Annotated in this window: 17 protein-coding genes and 6 tRNA genes; 16 read left to right on the top strand and 7 right to left on the bottom strand. The window is 69.5% G+C overall.

The genetic code is table 11. The features are described from left to right. Window positions 1-3: 3 nt before the first annotated feature. The 5 genes from treZ to CIK71_RS06375 form a co-directional block, all read right to left on the bottom strand. Complete coding sequence (treZ, locus tag CIK71_RS06355) at window positions 4-1,860, bottom strand: malto-oligosyltrehalose trehalohydrolase (protein WP_096164360.1); 1,857 nt, start codon at window positions 1,858-1,860, stop codon at window positions 4-6. Next, window positions 1,857-4,451: a malto-oligosyltrehalose synthase gene (gene treY / locus CIK71_RS06360; protein ID WP_217990146.1), complete on the bottom strand. Its 2,595-nt coding sequence runs from the start codon at window positions 4,449-4,451 to the stop codon at window positions 1,857-1,859. Before treY ends, treZ begins: the two co-directional genes overlap by 4 nt. Before the next feature lie 54 nt (window positions 4,452-4,505). Beyond that, window positions 4,506-6,665: a glycogen debranching protein GlgX gene (gene glgX / locus CIK71_RS06365; protein WP_096164362.1), complete on the bottom strand. Its 2,160-nt coding sequence runs from the start codon at window positions 6,663-6,665 to the stop codon at window positions 4,506-4,508. A 68-nt stretch (window positions 6,666-6,733) separates the two neighbouring features. Next, window positions 6,734-6,808 (bottom strand) — tRNA-Val (locus CIK71_RS06370). A 27-nt stretch (window positions 6,809-6,835) separates the two neighbouring features. Further along, window positions 6,836-6,911 (bottom strand) — tRNA-Gly (locus CIK71_RS06375). Window positions 6,912-7,372: 461 nt separating this feature from the next. On the opposite strand from CIK71_RS06375, the gene CIK71_RS06380 reads away from it, so the two are divergent. The 16 genes from CIK71_RS06380 (at window position 7,373) to CIK71_RS06455 (ending at window position 21,957) form a co-directional block, all read left to right on the top strand. Beyond that, a tRNA-Val gene (locus tag CIK71_RS06380) sits at window positions 7,373-7,444 on the top strand. Between the two features lie 26 nt (window positions 7,445-7,470). Beyond that, a tRNA-Gly gene (locus tag CIK71_RS06385) sits at window positions 7,471-7,543 on the top strand. A 64-nt stretch (window positions 7,544-7,607) separates the two neighbouring features. Beyond that, window positions 7,608-7,678 (top strand) — tRNA-Cys (locus CIK71_RS06390). A gap of 33 nt (window positions 7,679-7,711) precedes the next feature. Beyond that, a tRNA-Val gene (locus CIK71_RS06395) sits at window positions 7,712-7,786 on the top strand. A gap of 197 nt (window positions 7,787-7,983) precedes the next feature. Beyond that, complete coding sequence (thrS, locus tag CIK71_RS06400; RefSeq protein ID WP_096164363.1) at window positions 7,984-9,984, top strand: threonine--tRNA ligase; 2,001 nt, start codon at window positions 7,984-7,986, stop codon at window positions 9,982-9,984. Between the two features lie 32 nt (window positions 9,985-10,016). Then, window positions 10,017-10,610 carry an HIT family protein gene (locus CIK71_RS06405; RefSeq protein WP_096164432.1) on the top strand — a complete coding sequence of 198 codons (594 nt, stop codon included), beginning with the start codon at window positions 10,017-10,019 and terminating at the stop codon, window positions 10,608-10,610. Window positions 10,611-10,615: 5 nt separating this feature from the next. Then, entirely contained in the window at window positions 10,616-11,905 is a 1,290-nt protein-coding gene (locus CIK71_RS06410; protein ID WP_096164364.1) for a PrsW family intramembrane metalloprotease, read from the top strand. An 87-nt stretch (window positions 11,906-11,992) separates the two neighbouring features. Further along, window positions 11,993-12,757, top strand: a complete 765-nt coding sequence (locus CIK71_RS06415; protein ID WP_096164365.1) for a YebC/PmpR family DNA-binding transcriptional regulator — start codon at window positions 11,993-11,995, stop codon at window positions 12,755-12,757. A gap of 84 nt (window positions 12,758-12,841) precedes the next feature. Beyond that, the gene (ruvC, locus tag CIK71_RS06420; protein ID WP_096164366.1) at window positions 12,842-13,432 is read left to right on the top strand and encodes a crossover junction endodeoxyribonuclease RuvC; all 591 of its coding nucleotides are present in this window, start codon (window positions 12,842-12,844) and stop codon (window positions 13,430-13,432) included. A 26-nt stretch (window positions 13,433-13,458) separates the two neighbouring features. Then, window positions 13,459-14,067, top strand: a complete 609-nt coding sequence (gene ruvA / locus CIK71_RS06425) for a Holliday junction branch migration protein RuvA (protein WP_096164367.1) — start codon at window positions 13,459-13,461, stop codon at window positions 14,065-14,067. Next, window positions 14,064-15,155, top strand: a complete 1,092-nt coding sequence (ruvB, locus tag CIK71_RS06430; RefSeq protein ID WP_096164368.1) for a Holliday junction branch migration DNA helicase RuvB — start codon at window positions 14,064-14,066, stop codon at window positions 15,153-15,155. The genes ruvA and ruvB overlap by 4 nt, the downstream gene beginning before the upstream one ends. A 183-nt stretch (window positions 15,156-15,338) precedes the next feature. Next, window positions 15,339-15,719, top strand: coding sequence for a preprotein translocase subunit YajC (yajC, locus tag CIK71_RS06435; RefSeq protein WP_241963880.1), 381 nt, complete (start codon window positions 15,339-15,341; stop codon window positions 15,717-15,719). Window positions 15,720-15,797: 78 nt separating this feature from the next. After that, window positions 15,798-17,669, top strand: coding sequence for a protein translocase subunit SecD (gene secD, locus CIK71_RS06440; protein WP_096164369.1), 1,872 nt, complete (start codon window positions 15,798-15,800; stop codon window positions 17,667-17,669). Beyond that, window positions 17,666-18,748 (top strand): protein translocase subunit SecF, encoded by a 1,083-nt coding sequence (secF, locus tag CIK71_RS06445; RefSeq protein ID WP_096164370.1) that lies wholly within the window; start codon window positions 17,666-17,668, stop codon window positions 18,746-18,748. The genes secD and secF overlap by 4 nt, the downstream gene beginning before the upstream one ends. 104 nt (window positions 18,749-18,852) lie before the next feature. After that, entirely contained in the window at window positions 18,853-19,404 is a 552-nt protein-coding gene (locus CIK71_RS06450; protein WP_096164371.1) for an adenine phosphoribosyltransferase, read from the top strand. 96 nt (window positions 19,405-19,500) lie between these two features. Continuing rightward, window positions 19,501-21,957, top strand: coding sequence for a RelA/SpoT family protein (locus tag CIK71_RS06455; protein ID WP_096164372.1), 2,457 nt, complete (start codon window positions 19,501-19,503; stop codon window positions 21,955-21,957). A 53-nt stretch (window positions 21,958-22,010) separates the two neighbouring features. Here CIK71_RS06455 and CIK71_RS06460 read toward each other — a convergent pair whose 3' ends face one another. Both CIK71_RS06460 and CIK71_RS06465 read right to left on the bottom strand, forming a co-directional pair. Continuing rightward, window positions 22,011-22,697 (bottom strand): hypothetical protein, encoded by a 687-nt coding sequence (locus CIK71_RS06460; RefSeq protein WP_096164373.1) that lies wholly within the window; start codon window positions 22,695-22,697, stop codon window positions 22,011-22,013. A 131-nt stretch (window positions 22,698-22,828) separates the two neighbouring features. Next, window positions 22,829-24,613 carry a DUF349 domain-containing protein gene (locus CIK71_RS06465; protein ID WP_241963877.1) on the bottom strand — a complete coding sequence of 595 codons (1,785 nt, stop codon included), beginning with the start codon at window positions 24,611-24,613 and terminating at the stop codon, window positions 22,829-22,831. Between the last annotated feature and the right edge of the window lie 230 nt (window positions 24,614-24,843).

Raw genomic sequence — 24,843 nt, forward strand, 5'->3', positions numbered from 1 at the left:
GTCTCATTCTGCGCGGAGACGGAGGACCGCCGCTCCGGCGTCACTCATCTGGACCCGACCCTCAGGGGAGAGGGACGCGTCGCCGAAGGCCGCGAGGATCCCGTCGGCAGGAGGGCCCTCGGCGAGCAGGCCGGGGCCGCGATGGGCGAGCACACCCAGCCTGCCGCGCCGCAGCAGCACGGACTGCTCCGCGAGCACCTCGACACTCGTGCGGCGCAGATCCGGGTCGGTGAACTCGTCGTGGGTACGGCGCAGTCCGCTCAGCTGCCGATACCAGGCCAGGATGCGGGCGTGATCGCCGATCTCCCGCTCCTCGTGGTGCAGGATCGAGGACTCGAAGGTGGCGACGGACTGCGGGTCCGGCACGGCGTCGCCCCACCCCATCGCGGCGAACTCCTCGATGCGTCCGGCACTGACCAGGGGGCCGAGCTCGTCGTCGTGATCGGAGAAGTACGCGAACGGGGCCGAGGCGGCCCATTCCTCGCCCTGGAACAGCATCGGCGTGCCCGGGCCCAGCAGGATCAGGGCGATCGCGGCCGCGTGCTGCTGGACGGTCAGCGACTGGTGGATCCGGTCGCCGGTGGCACGGTTGCCCACCTGGTCGTGGTCCTGCAGGAAGGTCACGAACGAGTGCGCGTCGTACCGGAGCGAGTCCCGATCGACGGGGGCGCCCCAGACCCGGCCTCGGAACGAGGAGTACGTGCCGGCGTGGAGGAACACGGTCGTGAGGACCGTGGCCAGCGCGTCGGCCGAGCCGAAGTCCTCGTAATAGCCGCCGCGCTCGCCGGTGATCCAGGCGTGCACGCCGTGGTGGACGTCGTCGGCCCACTGCATGTCCATGCCCAGTCCGCCCGCGCTCGTGGGAGTGACGGTGAGCGGGTCGTTGCGGTCGGACTCCGCGATCAGCGTCAGGGGGCGACCGGTCTCGGCCTCCCACGAGGCGACGGCGTCGGAGAGCTCGGCGAGCAGATGCGGGGACGACTCGTCGTGCAGCTCATGGACGGCGTCGAGCCGCAGACCGTCCAGGCCGACATCGACCAACCACAGCCGGGCGCTGCCGAGCAGGAAGTCGCGCACCTCGCGGGAGCCGGGCTGGTCGAGGTTCACCGCCTCGCCCCACGGGGTGTGGTGCTGATCGGTGAAGTACGGGCCGAACTTCCCGAGGTAGTTGCCGGAAGGGCCGAGGTGGTTGTGGACCACGTCGACCAGGACGGCGAGGTCGCGGGCGTGCGCCGCCGCGACGAAGCGAGCCAGGCCCGCCGGGCCGCCGTAGTCGGCGTGGGTGGCGTACAGCCCGACCCCGTCGTACCCCCAGCCGCGGTGCCCGGGGAAGGTCGCGATCGGCATCAGCTCGAGCGCGTCCACGCCGAGCTCCACGAGCTCGTCGAGGCGGTCGATCGCCGAGTCGAAAGTGCCTCCGCGTCCGTGCGGCCCCGGGGTGAAGGTGCCGATATGCAGCTCATAGATCACGCCGCCGCGCAGGCTGCGCCCCTGCCAGGTGGACGGCTCGCGCAGCCCCCGCGGGTCGACGACTTCGCTCTCACCGTGCACTCCGTCGGGCTGGGACAGCGCCCGCGGATCGGGCAGCCAGGGCTCGCCCCCATCGAGCCGGAACGCATATCGGGCGCCGGGCACCGCCGGGACACCCGGCAGTTCGAACCAGCCGCCGGGAGCCGGCCGCATCGGATGCTCGACCCCGTCGATCCGGACCGTCACGGAGCCGGCCAGGGGAGCCCACACCTCGTAGCGGTCGTACGCGCGGACGAATCGGGAATCATGGTTCGGGTTCGGGTTCGGGTTCGGGTTCGGGTTCGGGTTCGGGTTCGGGTTCGGCTCCTGACGTCGCGATGGGTCGATCATCGGTGGTCCTCCTCGGCTCCGGAGCGCTCGAGAGCCTCCGGCCGGACGAGCAGGGCGACGGGCCACGTGGTGAGCAGCTCGTGGAGCGACACCATCCCTCCCTCGACCTCGATCCCGCTGAGCAGGTCACACCAGCGTCCCTCCGGCAGGGCAGCACGGGCATCAGCCCATCCGCCGCGCTGGGCGAGACCGTGGGCCAGCCGGGTGACGACGGTGACCGCCTCGACCTCGCCCTCACCCACGGCACGTCCGAACGCCACGGCATGCCCCGTGGTCGTGGGCAGAGGACGATAGTCGGCCTCGCGCCCCTGGAACAGGTCGGGACGATCCCGGCGCAGCACCAGCGCGCAGCGAGTCAGCCAGAGCTTCTCGTCCCCGAGGCCGTCGGGACCGGCGCCCTCGAGCATCCGGGACAGACGCTCCGCGTGGCGGGCATGATCGACAGGGCGACGGTTGTCCGGGTCCACCAGCGACAGGTCGATGGTCTCGTTGCCCTGGTAGACGTCCGGCACCCCGGGCATCGTCAGCTGGATCAGCTTCTGTCCGAGGATGGCCGTGCGCTGGGCCGGCAGCGTGCGACGGGTCCACTCGCCGAGCAGCTGCGCCACCTCCTCCGACCGCAGAGCGGCCCGACCCAGCTCGAGCACCTGCTCCTCGTACTCGGTGTCCTGATCCGTCCAGGTGGTGTGGGTCTTCGCCTCGCGCATGGCCTTGAGCAGATACCCCTCCAGTCGCTGCACCGAGATCCGCGGGCAGTCGGCGCCGGGCAGCTCCCAGCACGACGCCAGGATCTGCCACAGCAGCAGTTCCATCGCGCCGTCGACCCGGTCTCCGCGCGAGACCGCCGTGACGCGCTGGAGGTCCTGCACCAGCACGGCCCACTCCAGCGGCTGCTCGGTGAGGACGGCGAGGCGCGCACGCACGTCCTCGCTGCGCTTGGTGTCATGGGTGGACAGGGTGGTCATGGCATCGGGGTGGGTGCGCCGAATCTCCAGCGCATGGTCGTGGAGGTCGTCGGGCTCGACCCCGATCCGCTCCGGGTCGGAGCCCACCTCGTTGACCGCGACGAACCGCGTGTACCGGTAGAAGGCCGTGTCCTCGAGCCCTTTCGCGTGCACCGGGCCGCAGGTCTGGGCGAAGCGCACGATGACCTCCGCGCGCTGTGCGCTCGCCGTACGGCCCGCGCTGCCCACTTCGTCCCCGCACACCAGAGCCACCACGGTCTCCATGGTCGAGACGACGTCCTCGTCGTCCCCGAGCGCCTCACGGGCCCGGGCAGCGGCCTGCTCGATGACGGCCCGCTCCGATCCCGGGGCCGGTTCGCCGGGCACGATGTATGCGCGGTAGCGGTCCATCGCTCCCAGCAGTGCGCGCAGCACCTTCTGGATGTTGCGCCGGGTGGTGTCGCGCAGGCGGATGTCCTCCTGGCAGATGTGGTGGATCAGGGTGGTCAGGCGCTCGAGCTCCGCCCAGAGGCTGGTCGAGACGATCTGCTCGGTGGACTCGGCGGCGACCTCCGAGAACGGCCGCAGATCACCGGTGCGCCGCTGCCACAGATGGGTCAGGCCGAGGGCCCCGTGCGGATCATGGAACAGGCCGCCCACGCGCCGCAGGGCGTCGTAGCCGGTGGTCCCCGCGCAGGCGAAGTCCCCGGGCAGGTGCTCGTCGCCCTCGAGGATCTTCTCCACCACGGTCCAGGCCCCCGCGGTGGCGTGCTCGAGATCGCGCAGGTAACCGCGCGGATCGGTGAGGCCGTCGGGGTGGTCGATCCGATAGCCGTCGATCACGCCCTCCCCCTGCAGCCGCAGCAGGGTGGCATGGGTCGCCTCGAAGACGTGGGGGAGCTCGACGCGGATCGCAGCGAGCGTGTCCACGTCGAAGAACCTGCGGTAATTCAGCTCGTCGTCGGAGACCTTCCAATAGGCCAGGCGGTACCACTGGTGATTCAGCAGGTCCGCAAGTCCCAGATGCTGGGTGCCGGCAGCGACGGGGAGGACGTGATCGAAGTACCGCACCACGGTCTCCTCGACGGTGGTGCCGTCGGCCTGAGGGATCTTCTCGACCCCCATCTCGATCTCCTCGTCGGCCAGGACGGCGCCGATCGGCCGGCCGAGCACCGGCACGAGGATCGATCGTGCGGAGGACGGATCGATGTCGAACCAGTCGGCGAAGGGGGAGTCCGGACCATCGCGCAGAACGGACCACAGGGGACGGTTGTGCCAGATGGGCGTGGGAATCGCCATGTGGTTGGGCACCACGTCGACGATCAGACCCATGCCGTGGTCGTGGGCGGCCGCGGCGAGCCGGCGCAGTGCGTCCTCCCCGCCGATCTCCCTGCTGATGCGCGTGTGGTCGACGACGTCGTACCCGTGGGTCGAGCCCGGTGCGGCCTGCAGGACGGGGGAGCAGAACACGTGGCCCACCCCGAGCCGGGCCAGGTAGGGGACCAGGGCGGCAGCGTCGTCCGCGGTGAAGTCGGCGTGCAGCTGCAGACGGTACGTCGACGTCGGGACACTGCGGGCCATCGAGCCGGCGCCGTTGCGGCCAGAGGCCGTGGGACGGGCCGACGGGGCAGCAGTGGGATCAGGCATGGCCATGGGGTGCTCTCCTTCGCGCCGGTCGTGCCTCCCGCCGGAGGCGCGGCGTCAGGCGCGGGTGGTCGGTTCGTGGTCCTCGCCGGTGGGTTCGTCGTCGGACATCGGCGGGCGCAGGAGGACCAGCAGCGAGTGCGAGGGGCGGGTGACCGACTGTCCGGCTGTGAGGGTCTCCCCGAGCTCCATGGTGGTCCCGGTGCCGAGGGTCACGGTCCAGCTCTCGCCGTGGTCGGCGGGAGGGAGCGTGAACTCGACGTCGTTGCCGGAGGCGTTGAACAGCAGCAGTGCGGAGTCATCGACGATGCGTTCCCCGCGCAGCGTGGGCTCGGGGATCGCGGAGCCGTTGAGGAACATGATCAGGCACTTGTTCTCGGCCGATTCCCAGTCCTCCGCGGTCATCAGAGTGCCGTCGGTGCCGATCCACTCCACGTCGGCGAGCGGGGAACCGGCGTCCTCACGGACCACGCCCTGCAGGAAGCGGCGTCGGCGGAAGATCGGGTGCTTCTGGCGCAGGGCGATCATCTGCTGGGTGAACCAGAGCATGTCCATCTGGTCGGTGTCCAGCTCCCAGTGCATCCACGCGGTCTCGTTGTCCTGGCAGTAGGTGTTGTTGTTGCCTCCCTGGGTGCGGCCCATCTCGTCGCCGTGCAGGATCATGGGCACGCCCTGGCTCACCAGCAGGGTCGCCATGAGGTTCTTGGCCCGGCGCAGGCGCAGGGCGCGCACCTCGGGATCCTCGCTCGGGCCCTCGACACCGGAGTTCCAGGAACGGTTGTGGCTCTCGCCGTCGCGGCCGTCCTCCCCGTTGTCCTCGTTGTGGCGTTCGTTGTAGGAGACGAGGTCACGCATCGTGAAGCCGTCGTGCGCGGTGACGAAGTTGATCGAGGCGATCGGGGTGCGGCCGGTGTGCTGGTAGAGGTCCGAGCTGCCGGCAAGACGGGAGGTGAAGTCGCCGAGCACGCCGGGCTCGGAGCGGTGGAAGTCGCGGACGGTGTCGCGGTAGTGCCCGTTCCACTCCGACCACAGGGGCGGGAAGCCTCCCACCTGGTAGCCGCCCTCGCCGAGATCCCAGGGCTCGGCGATCAGCTTGACCTGCGAGATGATCGGATCCTGCTGGATGATGTCGAAGAACGCGGAGAGCCGGTCCACCTCGTGCAGCTCGCGTGCGAGGGTCGAGGCGAGATCGAAGCGGAACCCGTCCACGTGCATCTCGGTGATCCAGTAGCGCAGCGAGTCCATGATCAGCTGCAGCACGTGCGGGGTGCGCATGAGCAGCGAGTTCCCGGTGCCGGTGGTGTCGTAGTAGTGCGCCCTGTCCTCCTCGACGAGCCGGTAGTACGAGGAGTTGTCGATCCCGCGGAAGCAGAGCGTGGGGCCCATGTGGTTGCCCTCGGCGGTGTGGTTGTAGACGACATCGAGGATGACCTCGATATCGGCCTCATGGAGGTTCTTCACCATCTGCTTGAACTCCTGGACCTGCTGCCCGGTGTCCCCGCCATAGGCGTATTCATTGTGCGGCGCGAAGAAGCCGATCGTGTTGTAGCCCCAGTAGTTGCGCATCCCCTTCTCGACGAGGTGCCCGTCCTGCACGAACTGGTGGACCGGCATCAGCTCGACCGCCGTGACCCCGAGCTCCTTGAGATGGTCGATGATCGCGGGATGTCCCATGGCCACGTAGGTCCCGCGGATGCCGTCGTCGATGTCCGGATGCAGCATCGTCAGACCCTTGACGTGCGCCTCGTAGATCACGGTGTCGTGGTACTCGTGCGCCGGCGGATGGTCGTTGCCCCAGTCGAAGAACGGGGAGACCACCACCGAGTGCATGGTGTGCGCGGCCGAGTCCTCCTCGTGGCGCTGCTCCGGGTCCTCGAAGCTGTAGCTGTACAGCGACCGGTGGTTGCTCGCCATCCCCGCGATCGCCTTCGCGTAGGGGTCCAGGAGCAGCTTCGAGGGGTCGCAGCGATGCCCCGCAGCGGGGTCGAAGGGACCATGGATCCGGTACCCGTAGCGCTGTCCGGGCTGCACGGAGGGCACGTAGACGTGCCAGACGTACGCGTCGACCTCGGTGATCTCCACGGCCCGTTCGGTGCCGTCCTCGGCGAGGAGGCACAGCTCCACGCGTTCTGCGACCTCCGAGAACAGGGCGAAGTTGGTCCCGGAGCCGTCGAACGTGGCACCGAGGGGGTAGGACTGACCGGTCCAGATCTGCATGGGCCCACAGTAGCCGTGGCCCGCGCCCGGACAGCACAGAACCCCCGGTCATGGACCGGGGGTTCTCGTGGTGGGCGATACTGGGATCGAACCAGTGACCTCTTCCGTGTCAGGGAAGCGCGCTACCGCTGCGCCAATCGCCCGTGCATCCGAAGACGCGGGGGAGGGAGTGGAGCGGACGACCGGATTCGAACCGGCGACCCTCACCTTGGCAAGGTGATGCTCTACCAACTGAGCTACGTCCGCAGGTCAGCGGGGCTGACGGATCAGTACTTTATGCGTCCCTCGGGCACGGCGCAAATGCTGATGGCCTGCAGTGTCAGAGGTCACGCAGGGTGGGGCGCGGCGTGCAGGGTGCGGCGGTCGGGCGGCGTCGGGCAGGTAGCGAACAGAGGTGCGCAGACTGCGAAACCTGGTGGGCTCGCCTCGCTCGCTCGCTCGCTCGCTCGCGGGTCAGGGGCGAGGCATGGAGAGGGTGGGAGGGGACGGAAGTGGCCGGACAGCGGTTGAGGCGGTCAGGAAGGAACAGGAGGGGTCGGGAGGGGTCGGGAGGGGCTGGCGAGAGGCTTGGGGGCGGGTGGCGCTCGGCACGCCGCGGTGCGGCGCGATGTAGGTCACGTCGGAAGTGGTCATCGAGCCCGATGGACCTCATGTAAGCTTCTTCGAGTCCGCTCGGGAGAGTGGATGTCGAGGGTGGAAGCACCTTCGGGCGATTGGCGCAGGGGTAGCGCGCTTCCTTCACACGGAAGAGGTCACTGGTTCGATCCCAGTATCGCCCACGGCGGAGTCCTCGGACTGTCGCCATGCGGACGTAGCTCAGTTGGTAGAGCATCACCTTGCCAAGGTGAGGGTCGCCGGTTCGAATCCGGTCGTCCGCTCCGGGAGCGGCGCACTCGACGTCACGTCGGGAGCGCCGTTTCACGTAGATGCGAGAGCATCTGCGGTGGGTTGGCCGAGAGGCGAGGCAACGGCCTGCAAAGCCGTGTACACGGGTTCGAATCCCGTACCCACCTCGACGGTGTCGAGTGCTTGCACAGATGCCGCCCGGGCGATTGGCGCAGCGGTAGCGCGCTTCCCTGACACGGAAGAGGTCACTGGTTCGATCCCAGTATCGCCCACCAGCACGCAGGGCCCCGGTCTCGGACCGGGGCCCTGCGCCATGTCCGGGCCGCTCTCCGAGCGCGACGCCCGTGAGCACTGAGCGCTCTGCCCGTGACCATTCGGGCACTCGGCTCGTGGGCAGAGCTCCTCGACCGATACCATCGCCCGTGGAGCCGGCATCGTCGGCCGGCTCGACCCGACATCAAGGAGCATCCCTGTGGCCCAGATCGCCATCACCCTCGACGGTTCCCCCCACCAGCTCGAGGAAGGGACCACGGGCGCCGAGCTGTTCGCGGACGACACCTCGATCATCGCCCTGCGCCTCGACGGCGAGCTGCGTGACCTCCACACCCCGCTCATCGCGGGCCAGCAGGTCGAAGGGGTGACGATCTCCAGTGAGGACGGTCTGTCGATCCTCCGCCACAGCGCCGCGCACGTCCTGGCCCAGGCGGTGCAGAAGACGAATCCGGAGGCGAAGCTCGGGATCGGACCGCCCATCACCGACGGCTTCTACTACGACTTCGACGTCGCCGAGCCCTTCACCCCCGAGGCCCTGAAGGCGCTCGAGAAGGAGATGGGCCGCATCGTGAAGGCCGGCCAGCGTTTCGTGCGCCGCGACATCAGCGACGACGCCGCCCGCGCGGAGGAGGCCGAGGAGCCGTACAAGCTCGAGCTGATCGGCCTGAAGTCCACGGCCGGGGATGCCGCCGAGGGCGCGAGCGTCGAGGTCGGCGAGGACGGCCTGACCATGTACGACAACGTCGACAAGAAGGGCGAGGTCGTCTGGACCGACCTGTGCCGCGGCCCGCACCTGCCCAGCACGAGGCTGATCGGCAACGGCTTCGCTCTGACCCGCTCGGCCGCCGCCTACTGGCGCGGCAGCGAGAAGAACCCGATGCTGCAGCGCGTGTACGGCACGGCCTGGCCCACCAAGGAGGAGCTGCGCGCCCACCAGGAGCGCATCGCCGAGGCAGAGCGCCGCGACCATCGCCGCCTCGGCAGCGAGCTGGACCTGTTCTCCTTCCCCGACGAGATCGGGTCCGGGCTGCCGGTGTTCCACCCCAAGGGCGCCATGATCAAGATGGAGATGGAGGACTACTCGCGCCGTCGCCACGTCGAGGCCGGCTACTCCTTCGTCTCCACCCCGCACATCACGAAGAAGAACCTCTTCGAGACCTCGAAGCACCTGGAGTGGTACGCGGAGGGCATGTACCCTCCGATGCACGTGGACGAGGAGCGCGACGAGGACGGCAACGTCACCCGTCAGGGCCAGGACTACTACCTCAAGCCCATGAACTGCCCGATGCACAACCTCGTCTACAGCTCGCGCGGCCGCTCGTACCGTGAGCTGCCGCTGCGGCTGTTCGAGTTCGGCAGCGTGTACCGCTACGAGAAGTCCGGTGTCGTGCACGGCCTGACCCGCGCCCGCGGATTCACCCAGGACGACGCGCACATCTACACGACCCGCGAGCAGATGCGCGAGGAGATCGCGGGCACCCTGGACTTCGTCCTGGGCCTGCTCAAGGACTACGGGCTGGACGACTTCTACCTCGAGCTGTCCACCCGTGACCCCGAGAAGTCCGTCGGCGACGAGGCGACCTGGGACGAGGCGACGGCCACCCTCGAGGAGGTCGCCACGGCTTCCGGCCTCGACCTGGTGCCGGACCCGGGCGGCGCCGCCTTCTACGGCCCCAAGATCTCCGTGCAGGCGAAGGACGCCATCGGCCGCACCTGGCAGCTCTCGACGATCCAGCTGGACTTCTTCGAACCGGAGCTGTTCGAGCTCGAGTACACGGCGTCCGACGGATCGCGCCAGCGCCCGGTGATGATCCATCGTGCGCTCTTCGGCTCCATCGAGCGCTTCTTCGGCGTGCTGCTCGAGCACTACGCCGGAGCATTCCCGGTGTGGCTCGCCCCGGTGCAGGTGGTCGGCATCCCGGTCGCCGCCGACTACGTCCCGTATCTCGAGGAGATCGCCGCGAAGCTCCGCGCCCACGGCATCCGCGTCGAGGTGGACTCCTCGGACGACCGCATGCAGAAGAAGATCCGCACGCACACCAAGGAGAAGGTGCCCTTCCTGCTCATCGCCGGCGGCGAGGACCAGGCCAACGGCGCGGTCTCCTTCCGTCTGCGTGACGGCAGCCAGGACAACGGCATCGACGTGGACACCGCTGTGCAGCGCATCGTGGACGCCGTGAAGGACAAGGTGCAGGTGTGAGCGATCGGCTCTCCGGCGAGGAGCGGTCCACGATGGACGGCTCCTCGCCCCCGACGGTCGAGGACGCCCGCAGCTTCGCGGGCGTCCCCGACGGCACCGAGCGCCTGTGGACTCCGCACCGCATGGCCTACATCGGCGGGGAGAACAAGCCGTCGGACCCGGATGACGGTGAGCAGTGCCCGTTCTGCTCGGCGCAGCACCGCACCGACGAGGACGCTCTGATCGTCCATCGCGGCCGGGTGGCGTACGTGATCCTGAACCTATACCCGTACAACGCGGGACATCTGCTGGTCTGCCCCTACCGCCACGTCGCGGACTACACGGAGCTCACTGACGACGAGGTGCGCGAGGTCGCCGAGCTGACGCGCACCGCCATGCGGGTGATCCGTCAGGTCTCCGCACCGGCCGGCTTCAACCTGGGCATGAACCAGGGGCCGGTCGCGGGCGCGGGGATCGCAGCGCATCTGCACCAGCACGTGGTGCCGCGCTGGATGGGGGACGCGAACTTCCTGCCCATCGTCGGGCGCACCAAGGCCGTGCCGATCCTCCTGGCGGACACCCGTCGGCTGTACGCCGAGGCCTGGCCCGAGGCCTGGCCCGAGGACGACGGAAGCGGCGGGAGCTGATCTCGATGAGCACCCTCGGAGCGTCGTCACCTCCGGACGTGAGCGTGCCCGCAGCCGCGCCCGATGGGTACGGCTACGACGTCGGCCGCCCCGACCCTCGAGGCCCTGGCAGCATGGGCCAGGCGCTGCCGCCACGCCCGCGCCGTCGGCGCCCGTGGGTCCGCTGGGCCCTGTTCGCGCTGTCCTTCCTGGCGCTGGCCGGGGGAGCGGTGCTGATCTACCTCTTCGTGATCCTTCCGCTCGGCTTCGGCACCTCGCTGGTCGCGTTCACCGCGGCGCTCGTGCCCGTCGCGATCGTCTTCAGCGCGGTCTGGTGGATCGACCGCTACACGCCCCAGCCGCGCATCTCCCTGATCTACGCCTTCATCTGGGGCGCGGTGGGCTCGGTCGCTCTGGCCTTCGTGATCGGAGGCCCGTTCACGAGCTGGATCTCCCCGAGCGAGCCCAGCGAGATCACCGCGTCGTTCCTCGGTGCGGTGGTCCAGGCACCGATCATCGAGGAGAGCATGAAGTCCGCGGGCCTGATCGGCCTGCTGATCTGGGGCCGTCGCTACATCGCCGGCCCGATCGACGGCGTCGTCTACGCAGCGCTCATCGGCGGCGGGTTCGCCTTCACCGAGAACATCCTCTACTTCGGCAACTCCTTCCACCAGGCGCAGGCGGCCGGCGAGGTCGACACGTTCTGGCAGACCTTCATGCTGCGCGGGCTGCTCTCGCCCTTCGCCCACGTCTCGTTCACCTCCCTGTGCGGACTGGGCCTCGGCATCGCCGCCGAGCGCCGTTCCCTGATGCTGTACTTCGGCCTCGGCATCGGCGGACTGTCCCTGGGCATGATCCTGCACGCGGTGTGGAACGGCTCGGCCTTCTTCCTGCCGGTGGATCCGGAGAATCCGATCGGCGGGTTCCTGCGCTACTACCTGACCATCCAGGTGCCGATCTTCGTGCTCCTCGCCGCGATCGTGCTCTTCCTGCGTCTGCGCGAGCGTCGTATCCTGCGCCGTCGTCTCTCGGAGTACGGCCGGGCCGGCTGGTTCGCCCCGTCAGAGGTGGACATGCTGGTCGCAATGGGCCGGCGCCGTCGGGCGGAGCACTGGGCCGGCCGCCATGGGGCCATCGCCCGGATGGCGATGCGCTCCCTGATCCGCGCCGCGATCGAGCTGGGGATGCAACGGCACAGCGCGATGCACGGAAAGGTCACCGCGCGCACACGTCAGCGCGAACGCGAGCTGCTGGAGCGGATCACAGCGGATCGCCGCCTGATCGGCTCCCTCACCGCGCCGGTGGTGCGTCGCTGAGACGGCTCCGACCGCGGCTGTGCGCAGGTGCCACTAGGATGGGTCAGCAGTGCGCCGGCGTCCGGCGCGTATGTCGGGAGGAGAAAGATGGCAGGGCATTCCAAGTGGGCGACCACGAAGCACAAGAAGGCCGTCATCGATGCCAAGCGTGCTAAGGCGTTCGCCAAGCTCGTCAAGAACATCGAGGTCGCGGCCCGCATGGGTGGGCCCGACCCCGCTGGCAACCCGACGCTCTACGACGCCATCCAGAAGGCGAAGAAGACGTCCGTGCCCAACGACAACATCGACCGCGCCGTCAAGCGCGGCGGAGGGCTGGACGGTGGAGGCGTCGACTACGAGACGCTGATGTACGAGGGCTATGCCCCCGGCGGCGTCGCCGTGCTGGTCGAATGCCTCACCGACAACAAGAACCGCGCCGTCTCGGAGGTCCGTCTCGCCTTCAACCGTGGCGGCGGCAACATGGCCGACTCCGGATCGGTGGCCTACCTGTTCGAGCGCAAGGGCGTGGTGACCGTCCCTCAGGAGGACCTCACCGAGGACGCCCTGCTCGAGGTGGTCCTCGACGCAGGCGCCGAGGAGATCAACGACGAGGGCGAGACCTTCGAGATCATCTCCGAGGCGACCGACGTCGTGGCCGTGCGCACCGCATTGCAGGAGGCGGACATCGAGTACGACAGCGCCGAGGCGCAGTTCGTGCCCACCATGCGCACCCCGGTCGACCTGGACGGTGCCCGCAAGGCGCTCCGTCTGATCGATGCCCTCGAGGACAACGACGACGTGCAGAACGTCTACTCGAACCTCGACATCCCCGACGACGTCGCAGCCCAGCTCGACGAAGACGACGACGAATGACCTGTGCGCCCGTCGACCCCGCATCGGGGACGACGGGCGCCGCCTGCCGACCATGATCGTTCCGCGCACCTCGGGGAGGGCAGGATGAGCCTGAGGATCCTCGGCATCGACCCCGGCCTGACCCGCTGCGGGATCGGCGTGATCGATGCCGCCGGAGGGCGACGGGCCACGCTCGTGCACGCCGGCGTGGTCCGCTCGCCGAGCGACGCACCGATCGACCGGAGGCTGCTCGCGATCGCCCGGGGGATCCGGGCGGCGATCGAGGAGTACGGACCCGATGCGGTCGCCGTGGAGAGAGTGTTCAGCCAGAACAACATCTCCACGGTCATGGGGACCGCACAGGTCTCCGGGATCGCGCTGCTCGAGGCCGCCGAGCGCGGGATCCCCACGGCGATGCACACACCCTCCGAGGTGAAGGCCGCGGTGACCGGCAGCGGCCGGGCCGACAAGAAGCAGATCCAGACGATGCTGGTGAAGCTCCTGGGACTGGAGGCGCCGCCGCAGCCCGCGGATGCCGCCGATGCCGTCGCGATCGCCCTGACCCAGCTGTGGCGGGGGCCGGGCCCGGTCGCTCTGGATTCCACGGGCGGAGCGCGCACGAGCGCACAGGCGGTGTGGGCCCGGGCGGAGCGGGAGTCCCGACGCGCCCGAGAGCGTTCCACCTCCCGCCACTGATCGAACACTCGTTCTAGAGTGGGGCCGTGATCGCAACCCTGACCGGGCGAGTGGCCCGCATCGACCTCGACGCCCTCGTGCTCGAGGTGGCCGGCATCGGCTACCTCGTACGCACCACGCCCCAGGCTCTCGCCTCGACGCGCCACGGCGCGGAGCTGACCCTGCATACGGAGCTCGTGGTGCGGGAGGACTCCCTGACCCTGTTCGGGTTCCCCCACCCCGACGAGGCCGAGACCTTCCGCATCGTGCAGTCCGTCTCCGGGATCGGCCCCCGCACCGCCCTCGCCGTCCTCGCCGTGCTCGAGCCCGAGGAGCTGCGCCGCGCCGTGGCCGAGCAGGACGCCAAGACCATCACCCGGACCCCGGGCATCGGCCCCAAGGTCGCCAACCGGATGCTGCTCGAGCTCGGCGGGAAGCTGCCGGCTCCGGTGTCCGCCGCACCGGTCACCGGCGAGGAGCCCGCAGCGGCGCCTGCCGGTGTCGACGCGGACGTGGTGATCGCGCTGGTGGGCCTGGGCTGGGGCGAGAAGGCGGCCGTCGCCGCCGTGGAGGACGCTCGCGGGAGCGACGACGGGACTCCGGATGCCGCCGAGCTCCTGCGTCGCGCCCTGCGCCACCTCGGGGGCAGTCGATGAGGCCCGACGGGATCGAGGACCTCGACGGCTCGGCCGCCGAGCACGACGAGGACGGTTCGCCATCGCTCACGAGCGCCGAGCAGGCGCCGCCCGAGCGTCCCGCGGAAGCGGCCCTGCGCCCGCGCGGGCTCGCGGAGTTCGTCGGCCAGCAGGTGGTGCGCGACCAGCTCTCACTGGTGCTCGATGCCGCCACGGCGCGCGGGCGGAGCCCGGAGCACGTGCTGCTGTCGGGCCCACCAGGCCTGGGCAAGACCACGCTCGCGATGATCATCGCCGCTGAGCTGGGAGCACCGCTGCGCATCACCTCCGGGCCGGCCATCCAGCACGCCGGCGACCTCGCCGCGATCCTCTCCTCGCTCGACGAGGGGGAGGTGCTCTTCATCGACGAAATCCATCGTCTCGCGCGCCCGGCGGAGGAGATGCTCTATATCGCGATGGAGGACTTCCGCGTCGATGTCGTGGTGGGCAAGGGGGTGGGGGCCACCTCGATCCCGCTGGACCTGCCGCCGTTCACCGCCGTCGGCGCGACCACTCGAGCCGGTCTGCTCCCGGCGCCGCTGCGCGACCGATTCGGTTTCATCGGCCACCTCGATTTCTATGCGCCCGAGGAGCTACGCGAGGTCGTCCGCCGCTCTGCGGCCAGGCTCGAGATCGAGGTGGACGAGGAGGCAGCGGTCGAGATCTCCACCCGATCCCGCGGCACCCCCCGTATCGCGAACCGGCTCCTGCGACGCGTGCGGGACTGGGCTCTGGTGCGAGGCAGCGGCAAGCTGGATCTCGCGGCGGCCCGGGAGGCGCTGCGCGTCTACGAGGTCGACGCCCGCGGACTGGACCGGCTCGACCGTGCCGTGCTGGCCGCCCTGTGCGGCCGTTTCGCCGGTGGGCCGGTGGGCCTGTCCACCCTGGCGGTCGCGGTGGGGGAGGAGATCGAGACGGTCGAGACCATGATCGAGCCCTATCTCGTGCGCGAGGGGTTCCTCCTGCGCACTCCGCGCGGTCGAGCGGCAGCGCCAGCCGCGTGGACCCATCTCGGCCTCGAGGCTCCCGAGGGGCCGGAGGGCACCGCCCCGATGCTGGGACGTTTCTGAGATGTCTCGCCCGTCCCGCGCCGCTGCTGTGCCCGGACCGGCATGTTCTGCAGGCCATGAAGCGGTCGCTCGGCTGTGAGGCGTGCGCGCCCATGGCAGGTACAGTAAGGCGGTCAGTCGTCCGCGGCAGCGCGACCGGATGCCTCTGCATCCGAGCATCCGCTGTTCGCCGAAAGGAACCCCGTGAATTCACTCCTGCCGCTCCTGCTCATCTTCGCGGTCATGATGCTGCCCCTGCTGTTCATGTCGAGCCGTCAGAAAAAGGCGCAGCAGAAGCAGCGTGAGCTCGTCAACCAGCTCGGCGTCGGTGACGAGGTCCGCACGCATTCCGGCTTCTACGGTCTGATCGTCGAGACCTACGAGGACGTCGTGATCCTCGAGTCCGAGGACGGCAGCCAGACCAAGTGGGCCCGTCAGGCGATCGCCATGGGCGTGGATCCGGTCAGCGCCGAGGAGGCCTCCGCCCCGCAGGACGAGAACGACTCCGTCTCTGACGAGGGCTCGATCCCCGGTGTCACCGTGGCCGAGGAGTCCACCCGGCCCGAGGATTCGCGCGACCGCTGAGACAGGGGCGGGATCGACCCCGCCCCGCTGAGCCGCCGCTCATCCTGAACTGTCCGCCGTCCTGAGGAATACTCGCCCATGCCCGCACGTCGCATCGCCCTCCTGGCCCTCGCGGTGCTGATCCTGCTGCTGGGCGGCGGGATCGGTGCCGGAGTCTGGAAGGGCGGCTGGCAGCCAGCACCCAAGCTCGCCCTCGATCTCGAGGGCGGCACCCAGATCATCCTGCAGACCACCACCCGGGACGGGTCGGCGATCGACGCCGCGGCGATGGAGCAGGCGCGCGAGATCATCGGGCAGCGAGTGAACGCCATGGGCGTCTCGGAGACCGAGATCAGCGTCCAGGGCGGCACCAACATCGTGATCGATGTCCCCGGACAGCTCGATCAGAAGACCTCCGAGGCGCTGCGGCAGACGGCCTCGATGTCGTTCCGTCCGGTGCTGGGCATCGTCGCCCCGGAAGGCTCCGGCGGAGCGTCCGATGAGGGCGGTGCCTCCGACGGAGGAGCAGAGGCGGGGGAGGAGACCTCCTCGTCCGAGCCGGATCCCTCGCAGCTCCAGTTCGAGGGTCTGCTGAGCGAAGACTCTTCGCTCGCTCCAGCCGACGCTCCGGCCGACGGCGAGCTCCAGTTCCCCGCGTGGTCGATGGAATGGATGACCCCGGAGATCCAGACAGAGCTCATGGAGGCCGACTGCACGGATCCGAGCGCTCAGCAGGAGAAGACCTCCGAGGCTCCCGCGGACGAGCCGGTCGTGGCCTGCGACCCGGAGGGCACGCAGAAGTTCCTGCTCGGCCCCGAAGTCGTCGCCGGCTCCTCGATCGCCGGCTCGAGCGTCGCGGCCGACGTGAACCCCGGCGGCCAGTCCACCGGCTACTACGTCGTGAACATGCAGTTCAAGAAGGACGCCACGAAGTCGTTCGGCGACATGACCTCTGCGCTGTACGGCGGCGAGGGCGCGACCGGCGCGTTCGGCATCGTGCTGGACGGGCAGGTCATCTCCGCTCCCGAGGTGCAGGATCCCTCCCTCGGCGGCGAAGCCAGCATCTCGGGCAACTTCTCCCAGGAGGACGCCAGCCAGCTCTCCGATCAGCTGCGCTTCGGTGCGCTGCCCCTCGAGTTCGAGGTCGCCTCCGAATCGCAGATCTCGGCGACTCTGGGCACGGACCAGCTCGAGATGGGACTGATCGCCGGCCTCATCGGCCTCGCCCTGGTCGTCGCCTATGCGTTCGCCCAGTACCGGGCACTGGCGAGCGTGACCACCGCGAGCCTCGCGATCATGGGTCTGCTCACCTATCTCACGCTCACCGTCCTGTCGAACATCCCCGACATCGGCTACCGCCTGTCGCTGGCCGGTGTGGTGGGCATGATCGTGGCCATCGCGTTCACCGCGGACTCCTTCATCGTCTACTTCGAGCGCGTGCGTGACGAGATACGCGACGGACGCGGGATCGTGGCCGCCGTCGACCACGGCTGGGATCGCGCCAAGCGCACCATCCTCGCGTCGGACTCGGTCAACCTCCTGGCGGCGGTCGTGCTCTACGCACTGTCCACCGGCAGCGTGCGCGGCTTCGCGTTCGTCCTCGGCGTGACCACGGTGCTCGATCTCGTCGTGGTCTTCCTGTTCACCCACCCCGTGCTGCAGGTGCTCGTCCGCACCCGGTTCTTCGGGAAGGGGCACCCCTGGAGCGGGCTCGACCCGGCGATGCTGGGCCGTTCGGTCCCGTCCTACGCCGGCCGTGGCCGTTTCCGTTCGCTCGCCGAGCGCGGGGACGAGGACGAGGAGACTGCTCGCGAGCCGCTGGCCGCTCGCAAGGCCCGGCTCGCGCGGGAAGCCGCCGAGCGCGAGCGGACGGGATCGCCCTCGACGCCTGCACCGGAGGCGAGGCGCACCTCGTCGGGCGCGGACGCCACCGACACCACGGATGACGACTCCGAAGGGACGAGCCGATGACCGCGACCTTCTCCCGCTTCGGCAATGACCTGCACGCAGGCCGCCGCACCGTCCCGATCGTGCGACGCCGCCGCACCTGGTACCTGTTCAGCCTCATCGCGGTCGTGCTGCTGCTCGGCATCGCGGGCGTGCGCGGCCCGAACCTCGGCATCGAGTTCACCGGAGGGTCGGAGTTCCAGGTCGCCGGTGTCGCGGACACCGAGCAGTCCACAGCTCGCGACATCGTGCGCGAGCAGCTCCCGGACAACGAGCCGAAGGTGACTGTGCTCGGACGCGACACCATGCGGGTCCAGACCGAGCAGCTCGACTCCGGGGAGACCGCTGCCCTCGCCGAGGAGCTCGCCTCCGGCTACGGGGTGGACACCGACGCCGTCTCGACCTCGTACATCGGCCCGGTGTGGAGCGGCGACATCACCCAGAAGATGCTGCGTGGCGTGCTGGTCTTCCTGCTGCTGGTCGCCGCCACCATGGCGCTGTACTTCCGCAACCTCAAGGCCTCGCTCGCGGCCATGGGCGCCCTGATCCACGACATGCTGATCACCGCCGGGGTCTACGGCGTGGTGGGTCTGGAGATCACCCCGGGCACCGTGATCGGCTTCCTCACGGTGATGGGGTACTCGCTCTACGACACGATCGTCGTGTTCGACAAGGTCCGCGAGAACACCGCAGATCTCACCAGCCAGACGCGTGCCACCTTCGCGGACCAGGTCGAGCTCGCGGCGAACCAGACCCTCGTGCGATCGATCAACACCTCCGTGGTGGCGCTGCTGCCGGTCGGCTCGATCCTCGCGATCGGCTCCTTCCTGCTCGGTGCCGGCACACTGAAGGACATCTCGCTCGCGCTGTTCATCGGCATCATCGCCGGCACCTACTCCTCGATCTTCCTGGCGCCGGGAATCCTCGTGGATCTGCGTCGCCGTGAGCCGGAGATCGCACAGCACGGGGAGCAGGTGCTGCAGGCCCGCCGCAGCGGCGGCGAGAGCGGTGTGGCCGGAGACCGTGCGGTGAACAGGTCCGACGGCGAGCTCGAGGGCACCGCTGCTCGCGGCGCCGCAGAATCGAACGGGGAACGCCGATGAGCACGTCCGAGTCCCCGCAGACCTCGACGGACTCGTCGACGTCGACGTCCACCTCCATGGCTACGGCAGCGTCTACGCCTACGCCTACGCCTACGGCAGCGTCCATGCCCGAGGACATGCCCTCCGTCGAGGAGATCAGGGCGCTGCGGACGTCCCACATCGCCGAGTACCCAGATTTCCCGGTGCCCGGAGTGCTCTTCCGAGACATCACCCCGCTGCTGCGCGATCATGCTGCGCTGCGCGCCGTCATCCGCCACTGGATCTCCCTGCTGCCCGGCGATATCGAGTACGTGGTGGGGACGGAAGCCCGCGGTTTCGTGCTCGGCGCTCCGCTCGCCTACGAGCTCGGGGCCGGGTTCATCCCGGTGAGGAAGGCAGGGAAGCTGCCGGGCACTCCGGCGTCCGTCAGCTACGACCTCGAGTACGGCAGCGCCGTCGTCGAGATCGCGGAGGGATCCCTTCCGGCCGGCGCACGCACCCTCGTCATCGATGATCTGCTGGCCACCGGAGGGACCGCGGCGGCCACGGTCGAGCTCGTCCGGCAGTTCGACGTGGACCTGGTGGGCGCCTCCTTCCTCATCGAGCTGGAGGGCCTCGGCGGGCGCGACAAGCTGCCGGATATCCCGCTCAGCGTGGTCTGGTCCTTCCCGAACTGATCCCCGTCCGTCGAGGCGCGCTGCGTCGGCCCGGTGACGCCCAGCAGCACCCGCTGGATGCTCGTCCTCCAGGTGGTGACCCCCGCGTAGACTGGGATGACCCGACGCAGGAGGTGTGCAGTGCAGGATCAGCCAGCATCCGAATCCGCTGGGGACGGCACCCCCGCGCCGCGCTCCGCCCCGAGCGTCCCCGCGCCGAAGCCAACGCCGAAGCCCGGATCCACGGCCGCTCGGTCGACGACCCCGGGTCCGCGCAAGCCGCGCTCGCGTCTGTCCTTCTTCTCGTCGCGCTCCGGCACAGCCACCGATCCGCTGCTCGCACCGCTGCTGGAGACCATGTCTGCGGTCAGCCCCAAGGAGAGCCTCTCCCTGGTCCAGAGGGCCTACTCGGTCGCCGAGCGGGCCCATCGTGGACAGTCCCGCAGAAGCGGTGACCCCTACATCACGCACCCGGTCTCGGTGGCGACCATCCTCGCGGAGCTCGGCTCTCCGGCCGATGTCGTCGCCGCAGCGCTGCTGCATGACACCGTCGAGGACACCGACTACTCGCTGGAGCGACTGCGCTCCGAGTTCGGGGACGTCATCGCCGTGATGGTGGACGGCGTCACCAAGCTCGACAAGGTCACCTACGGCGAGGCGGCCCAGGCCGAGACCGTCCGCAAGATGATCGTGGCGATGAGTCGCGACGTGCGGGTGCTCCTGATCAAGCTCGCGGACCGCCTCCACAACGCTCGGACCTGGAAATACGTCCCCGCCGCCTCCGCCGAGCGCAAGGCGAAGGAGACCCTGGAGATCTATGCGCCGCTCGCGCACAGACTGGGTCTGAACACGATGAAGTGGGAGCTCGAGGACCGGTCCTTCCAGGTGCTGTATCCCAAGGTCTACGAGGAGATCGTGGCGCTCGTGGCGCAGCATGCCCCGGCGCGCGACCAGTACCTCAAGCTGGTCTCCTCGAAGATCCAGGAGGATCTGAAGAAGGCGCGGATCAAGGCCGAGGTCACCGGGCGCCCGAAGCATTACTACTCGATCTACCAGAAGATGATCGTGCGCGGCCGCGACTTCGCCGACATCTATGACCTCGTCGGGGTGCGCGTCCTGGTGGATTCCGTGCGCGACTGCTACGGCGTGCTGGGAACCCTGCACGCTCGGTGGTCGCCGGTGCAGGGACGCTTCAAGGACTACATCGCTCTGCCGAAGTTCAACCTCTATCAGTCGCTGCACACCACTGTCATCGGCCCTACCGGCAAACCGGTGGAGGTGCAGATCCGTACCAAGGAGATGCACCGACGGGCCGAGTACGGCGTCGCGGCGCACTGGAAGTACAAGGCGATGGGATCGGGAGCCGGCGAGGGCGAGTCCAAGGCCGTCAGCAGCGAGGCCACCTGGCTGCGCCAGCTCATGGACTGGCAGAAGGAGACCACCGACTCCGGTGAGTTCCTGGACTCCCTGCGGTTCGAGATCAACACGCAGGAGGTCTACGTCTTCACCCCCAAGGGCGACGTGCTGGCACTTCCGCAGGGCTCGACCCCGGTCGATTTCGCCTATTCGGTCCACACCGAGGTGGGCCACCGCACGATCGGCGCTCGGGTGAACGGCCGGCTGGTCTCGCTCGAGTCCGCGCTGTCCACCGGCGACGTGGTGGAGGTGTTCACCTCGAAGTCGCCCGACGCCGGCCCCAGCCGCGATTGGCTCGGCTTCGTGAAGTCGCCGCGGGCGCGCAGCAAGATCCGGCACTGGTTCTCCAAGGAGCGGCGGGAGGAGGCCCTCGAGCGCGGCAAGGACGATCTGGCCAAGGCGTTGCGTCGCCAGGACCTGCCGATGCGTCGCCTGCTCACCCACGACACCCTCGCCACCGTGGCCACTGACCTCAACCTCTCCTCGGTCGATGCGCTGTACACCTCGATCGGAGAGGGCCATACCGGTGCCCAGCATGTCGTCGAGAAGCTGCGAGCCGTGTTCGGGGGCTCGGACGGTGCTGCAGAGGACCTCGCGGAGATCACCCTGCCCTCGCGGGCACGGTCGCGCCCGAACCGCTCCACGCGACACACCTCGGAGACCGATCAGGGCGTCATCGTCGACGGGCACAGCGATCTCTGGGTCAAGCTCGCCAAGTGCTGTGCTCCCGTGCCGGGGGACCCGATCGTCGGCTTCATCACCCGCGGCTCCGGCATCTCCGTGCACCACACCAGCTGCTCGAACGCGATACAGCTGCAGGAGCAGCAGCCCGATCGCATCGTCGACGTGGCCTGGTCCGGGAGGCACAGCGCCGCCTACCTCGTGCACATCAAGGTCGAGGCTCTCGATCGGCCGCGACTGCTCACCGATCTGGCGCTGGTCATCTCCGAGCAGCAGGTGAACCTGCACTCGGCCTCGGCGCAGTCGAACACCGATCGTCTGGCCACGACCTTCTTCTCCTTCGAGCTCGCCGACCCCTCGCATCTGCAGTCCGTCCTCGGCCAGGTGCGCCGGGTCGAAGGTGTCTACGACGTCTACCGCGTGACAGCGGACGGCAAGGCCGTCGATTCCGCAGCGCCGCTCACCACCGTCCCCTGAGCTCTCCGGCCGCGAAGGAGACGCGCACACGTCACCGCGAACAGGACCGCGCGTCACGCCGCCCTCGGCGCCTCGTGCAGCAGCTCGTCGATCCTTGCCCGGGCGGCGCCGACCCCGGGATATCGATCCAGGCCTGCGAGATGCCATCGGATGGAGCTCACGCTCACGTAGCCGCCCTCCACGAGGCGTCGCAATGACGGCCTCGCCACAGGGTCCGGCGCGAAGCGCAGCAGATCCGCGGCAGTGCGCAGCGGGCTCGTCACCGGAGCGCCGCCGATCGTCTCGACCTCCCGCGGATGCAGGCGCGCGGTGCGGACCGTGGCTCCCGGGATCGAGCCCCGATGGGCGGGGGAGAGCAGCTCCGCGCGCTCCGGCGGGTCCCCACCGAGGAACACCCATGCTGCGGACGGCCCGGCGACCACGTGGTGGGACTGCAGACGTTCGCCCACGGCACACCCCAGGGCCAGAGCACGCTGCACTGCTGACCCGAGCAGATCCGGTGGCACGAAGATGCCCGGCAGCAGACGCACCATGAGCCGATCCTGGACCATGCCCCAGGTCGTCGGGTTCTCCTCCCAGCGTTCGAGCCCGTCGGCCAGGGGTACGGCGAGCTCGGCCGCATGGTGCGACCACGGTGCGCAGGGGGCGGCGTACGGCCCCGCGGGCGTGCTCACCGGAGCCGCGGAGGTGGCGGCCGACCGCAGCGCGTGCGCCCTCTGCGACCACCTCGGCTCCGTCATGGGTCGACTCTGGCTGGTCGGGGACCGAGCGGCAAACGCCCCGCCTGTCGCTGTGGACAGACGGGGCGGTGGAGGAAGGGTCACGCCCTCAGGCGCTCCTCCTGCGGAGGGCGACCTCGGACGGGCCGGAGTCAGCCGAGGTCGCGTGCGGAGCGCTCGATGACCGCCAGCCACTCCTTGCGGGCCTCGAGAGCGGTCTCCGCCTCGGCGATCTTCTTCGGGTCGCCACCGGCGCGAGCCGACTCCAGCGCGTCCTCGTACGACGCGATCGCGGAGTGGAGCTGCGAGGAGGCGCCTTCGACGCGGGCCTTGGTGCGAGGGTCCGTGCGCCGCCATTCGTCCTGCTCGGCGTTCTTCACCGAGCGTTCGACGCTGCGCAGACGGTCATCGATCCGGCGCATGTCCGCGCGCGGAACCTTGCCCGCCTCCTCCCAGCGATCCTGGACGGAGCGCAGGGTCGCCTTCGCGGCGTCGAGGTCCTTCGACGGGTCGATCGCCTCGGCCTCGACCAGAAGGGCCTCCTTGGCCTCGAGGTTCGCGCGCTGTTCGGCCTCGGTCTCGTGGAGATCGGCGTTGCGGGCGGTGAAGAACGTGTCCTGGGCGGCCTTGAACCGCTTCCACTGCGCGTCGTCCTTCTTCCGGCTGCCGCGCGGTGCGGCGCGCCACTGGGCCATCAGGTCCTTGTAGGCACGCACCGTGGGCCCCCAGTCGGTGGAGTGCTGCATCTCCTCGGCGCGGGCGATCAGCTCCTCCTTGATCGCGGCGGCCTCGGTGTGCTTCTCGTCGAGCTGCGAGAAGAACTGCTTGCGCATGCGATCGAACTTCGCCCGGGCTGCGGAGAGCCGCTTCCACAGGGCCTCCTCGGTGGGGCGATCCAACGAGATGTCCTCGGACTGCATCGTCTTCCAGGTCGGGACCATCTGACGCATGGTCTCTCCGGCGCTCTTCCACGAGAGCTGTTCGGGATCGGTCGCCACCAGCGCCTCGATGGACTCGACGAACTCGGTGCGCCGCTGCACGGCGCCGGCGCGCTCCTCGGTGCGCTTCGCCTCCAGCGCCCGGATCTTCTCCTTGGCGTTCTCCCGAAGCTCGTTCGCACGTGCTCGCAGAGCCGGGATGTCGCCGACGACCTTCGGCTCCTTCATGTTCTTGCGCAGGTTCTCCAGCAGACGGTTGAGCTCGTTCTGCGTGTGCTCGGGCGCGTTGAGCGTGGTCTGCGTGAGATCGAGGAAGGCGACGAGATCGAGGTAGCCGCGGGCGAAGGGCTCGAGGGCCTTGTCGTGGTCCGATTCCGCGGTCGTGCCGATGGTGCGCACCTGGGTGCCGTCCTGGACGGTCACCGTGCCGTCCTCGGCGACGGTGCCGAACGCCTTGGCGGCGGCGACCTTCTCCGGGTCGTACTCGGTGGCCGGCGGGGCCACCGGCAGCAGCGCGGCGGACGGCTTCTTCGCCGCGAGCGCCGCGGGGGAGGGGACAGGAGGCCGCGCGCTGCCGGGGGTCGGTCCTGGCCGCGGTGCGGCCGACGGCTTCGCGACAGGCTCGGACGCGCTCTCTGAGGCGGCGGCTTCTGCCTGGCCGTCCACGGTGGCGGGGGCCTGTGCGGCGGCCTCAGCGGCGGAGATCTCCGCCGACGCGGGGGCCGCCTCGACCGCAGGAGCCTCGTCGGCGTCGGGCGCGTCCGCAGGTGCGTCCTGAGGAGTCGTGGCCTCCGCAGCTGCCGGGGCGTCATCGGCACCCGGGGCATCGCCGGAAACCGGGGCGTCCGGAGTCTCCGAGACCTCCTCGGATGCGGTGGCGGGTGCGGCGGCGGGAGCAGTGGCGGGTGCCGCCTCGGACGCGGTGGACTGGTCGACCTGCTGATCAGTGGTCTGATCATCGGTGGACGACGCGGGGACGGGAGTCTCGGACTCGCTCACGATTGAGCTCCTTCGAAAGGATCCGCTGCAGGGCGGGATACTGCCGCACGTACGGCGGCCGGGCGGGCACATGATGACGCCCCGGGCATCGGAGCGCATCACCTCCGGGAACTCTACCGTGATGCGTGCGTGCGGAACGCCTCGTCCGGGGTCCGTCTCCCGCGCACGGCTGCGGTGGTGGGGATGCGCGATACTGGAGCCGCGCCGCCCAGGCCGACGACCCCGAGAAG

The organism is Brachybacterium alimentarium (genome assembly GCF_002332425.1).
GTDB lineage: Bacteria > Actinomycetota > Actinomycetes > Actinomycetales > Dermabacteraceae > Brachybacterium > Brachybacterium alimentarium.

Coding starts and splice junctions, on each gene's coding strand:
- treZ (WP_096164360.1), bottom strand. CDS start 1,860: ATGATCGACCCATCGCGACGTCAGGAGCCGAACCCGAACCCGAACCCG.
- treY (WP_217990146.1), bottom strand. CDS start 4,451: ATGCCTGATCCCACTGCTGCCCCGTCGGCCCGTCCCACGGCCTCTGGC.
- glgX (WP_096164362.1), bottom strand. CDS start 6,665: ATGCAGATCTGGACCGGTCAGTCCTACCCCCTCGGTGCCACGTTCGAC.
- CIK71_RS06405 (WP_096164432.1), top strand. CDS start 10,017: ATGGACGGCTCCTCGCCCCCGACGGTCGAGGACGCCCGCAGCTTCGCG.
- CIK71_RS06410 (WP_096164364.1), top strand. CDS start 10,616: ATGAGCACCCTCGGAGCGTCGTCACCTCCGGACGTGAGCGTGCCCGCA.
- CIK71_RS06415 (WP_096164365.1), top strand. CDS start 11,993: ATGGCAGGGCATTCCAAGTGGGCGACCACGAAGCACAAGAAGGCCGTC.
- ruvC (WP_096164366.1), top strand. CDS start 12,842: ATGAGCCTGAGGATCCTCGGCATCGACCCCGGCCTGACCCGCTGCGGG.
- ruvB (WP_096164368.1), top strand. CDS start 14,064: ATGAGGCCCGACGGGATCGAGGACCTCGACGGCTCGGCCGCCGAGCAC.
- secD (WP_096164369.1), top strand. CDS start 15,798: ATGCCCGCACGTCGCATCGCCCTCCTGGCCCTCGCGGTGCTGATCCTG.
- secF (WP_096164370.1), top strand. CDS start 17,666: ATGACCGCGACCTTCTCCCGCTTCGGCAATGACCTGCACGCAGGCCGC.
- CIK71_RS06450 (WP_096164371.1), top strand. CDS start 18,853: ATGCCCGAGGACATGCCCTCCGTCGAGGAGATCAGGGCGCTGCGGACG.
- CIK71_RS06455 (WP_096164372.1), top strand. CDS start 19,501: ATGACCCGACGCAGGAGGTGTGCAGTGCAGGATCAGCCAGCATCCGAA.
- CIK71_RS06460 (WP_096164373.1), bottom strand. CDS start 22,697: ATGACGGAGCCGAGGTGGTCGCAGAGGGCGCACGCGCTGCGGTCGGCC.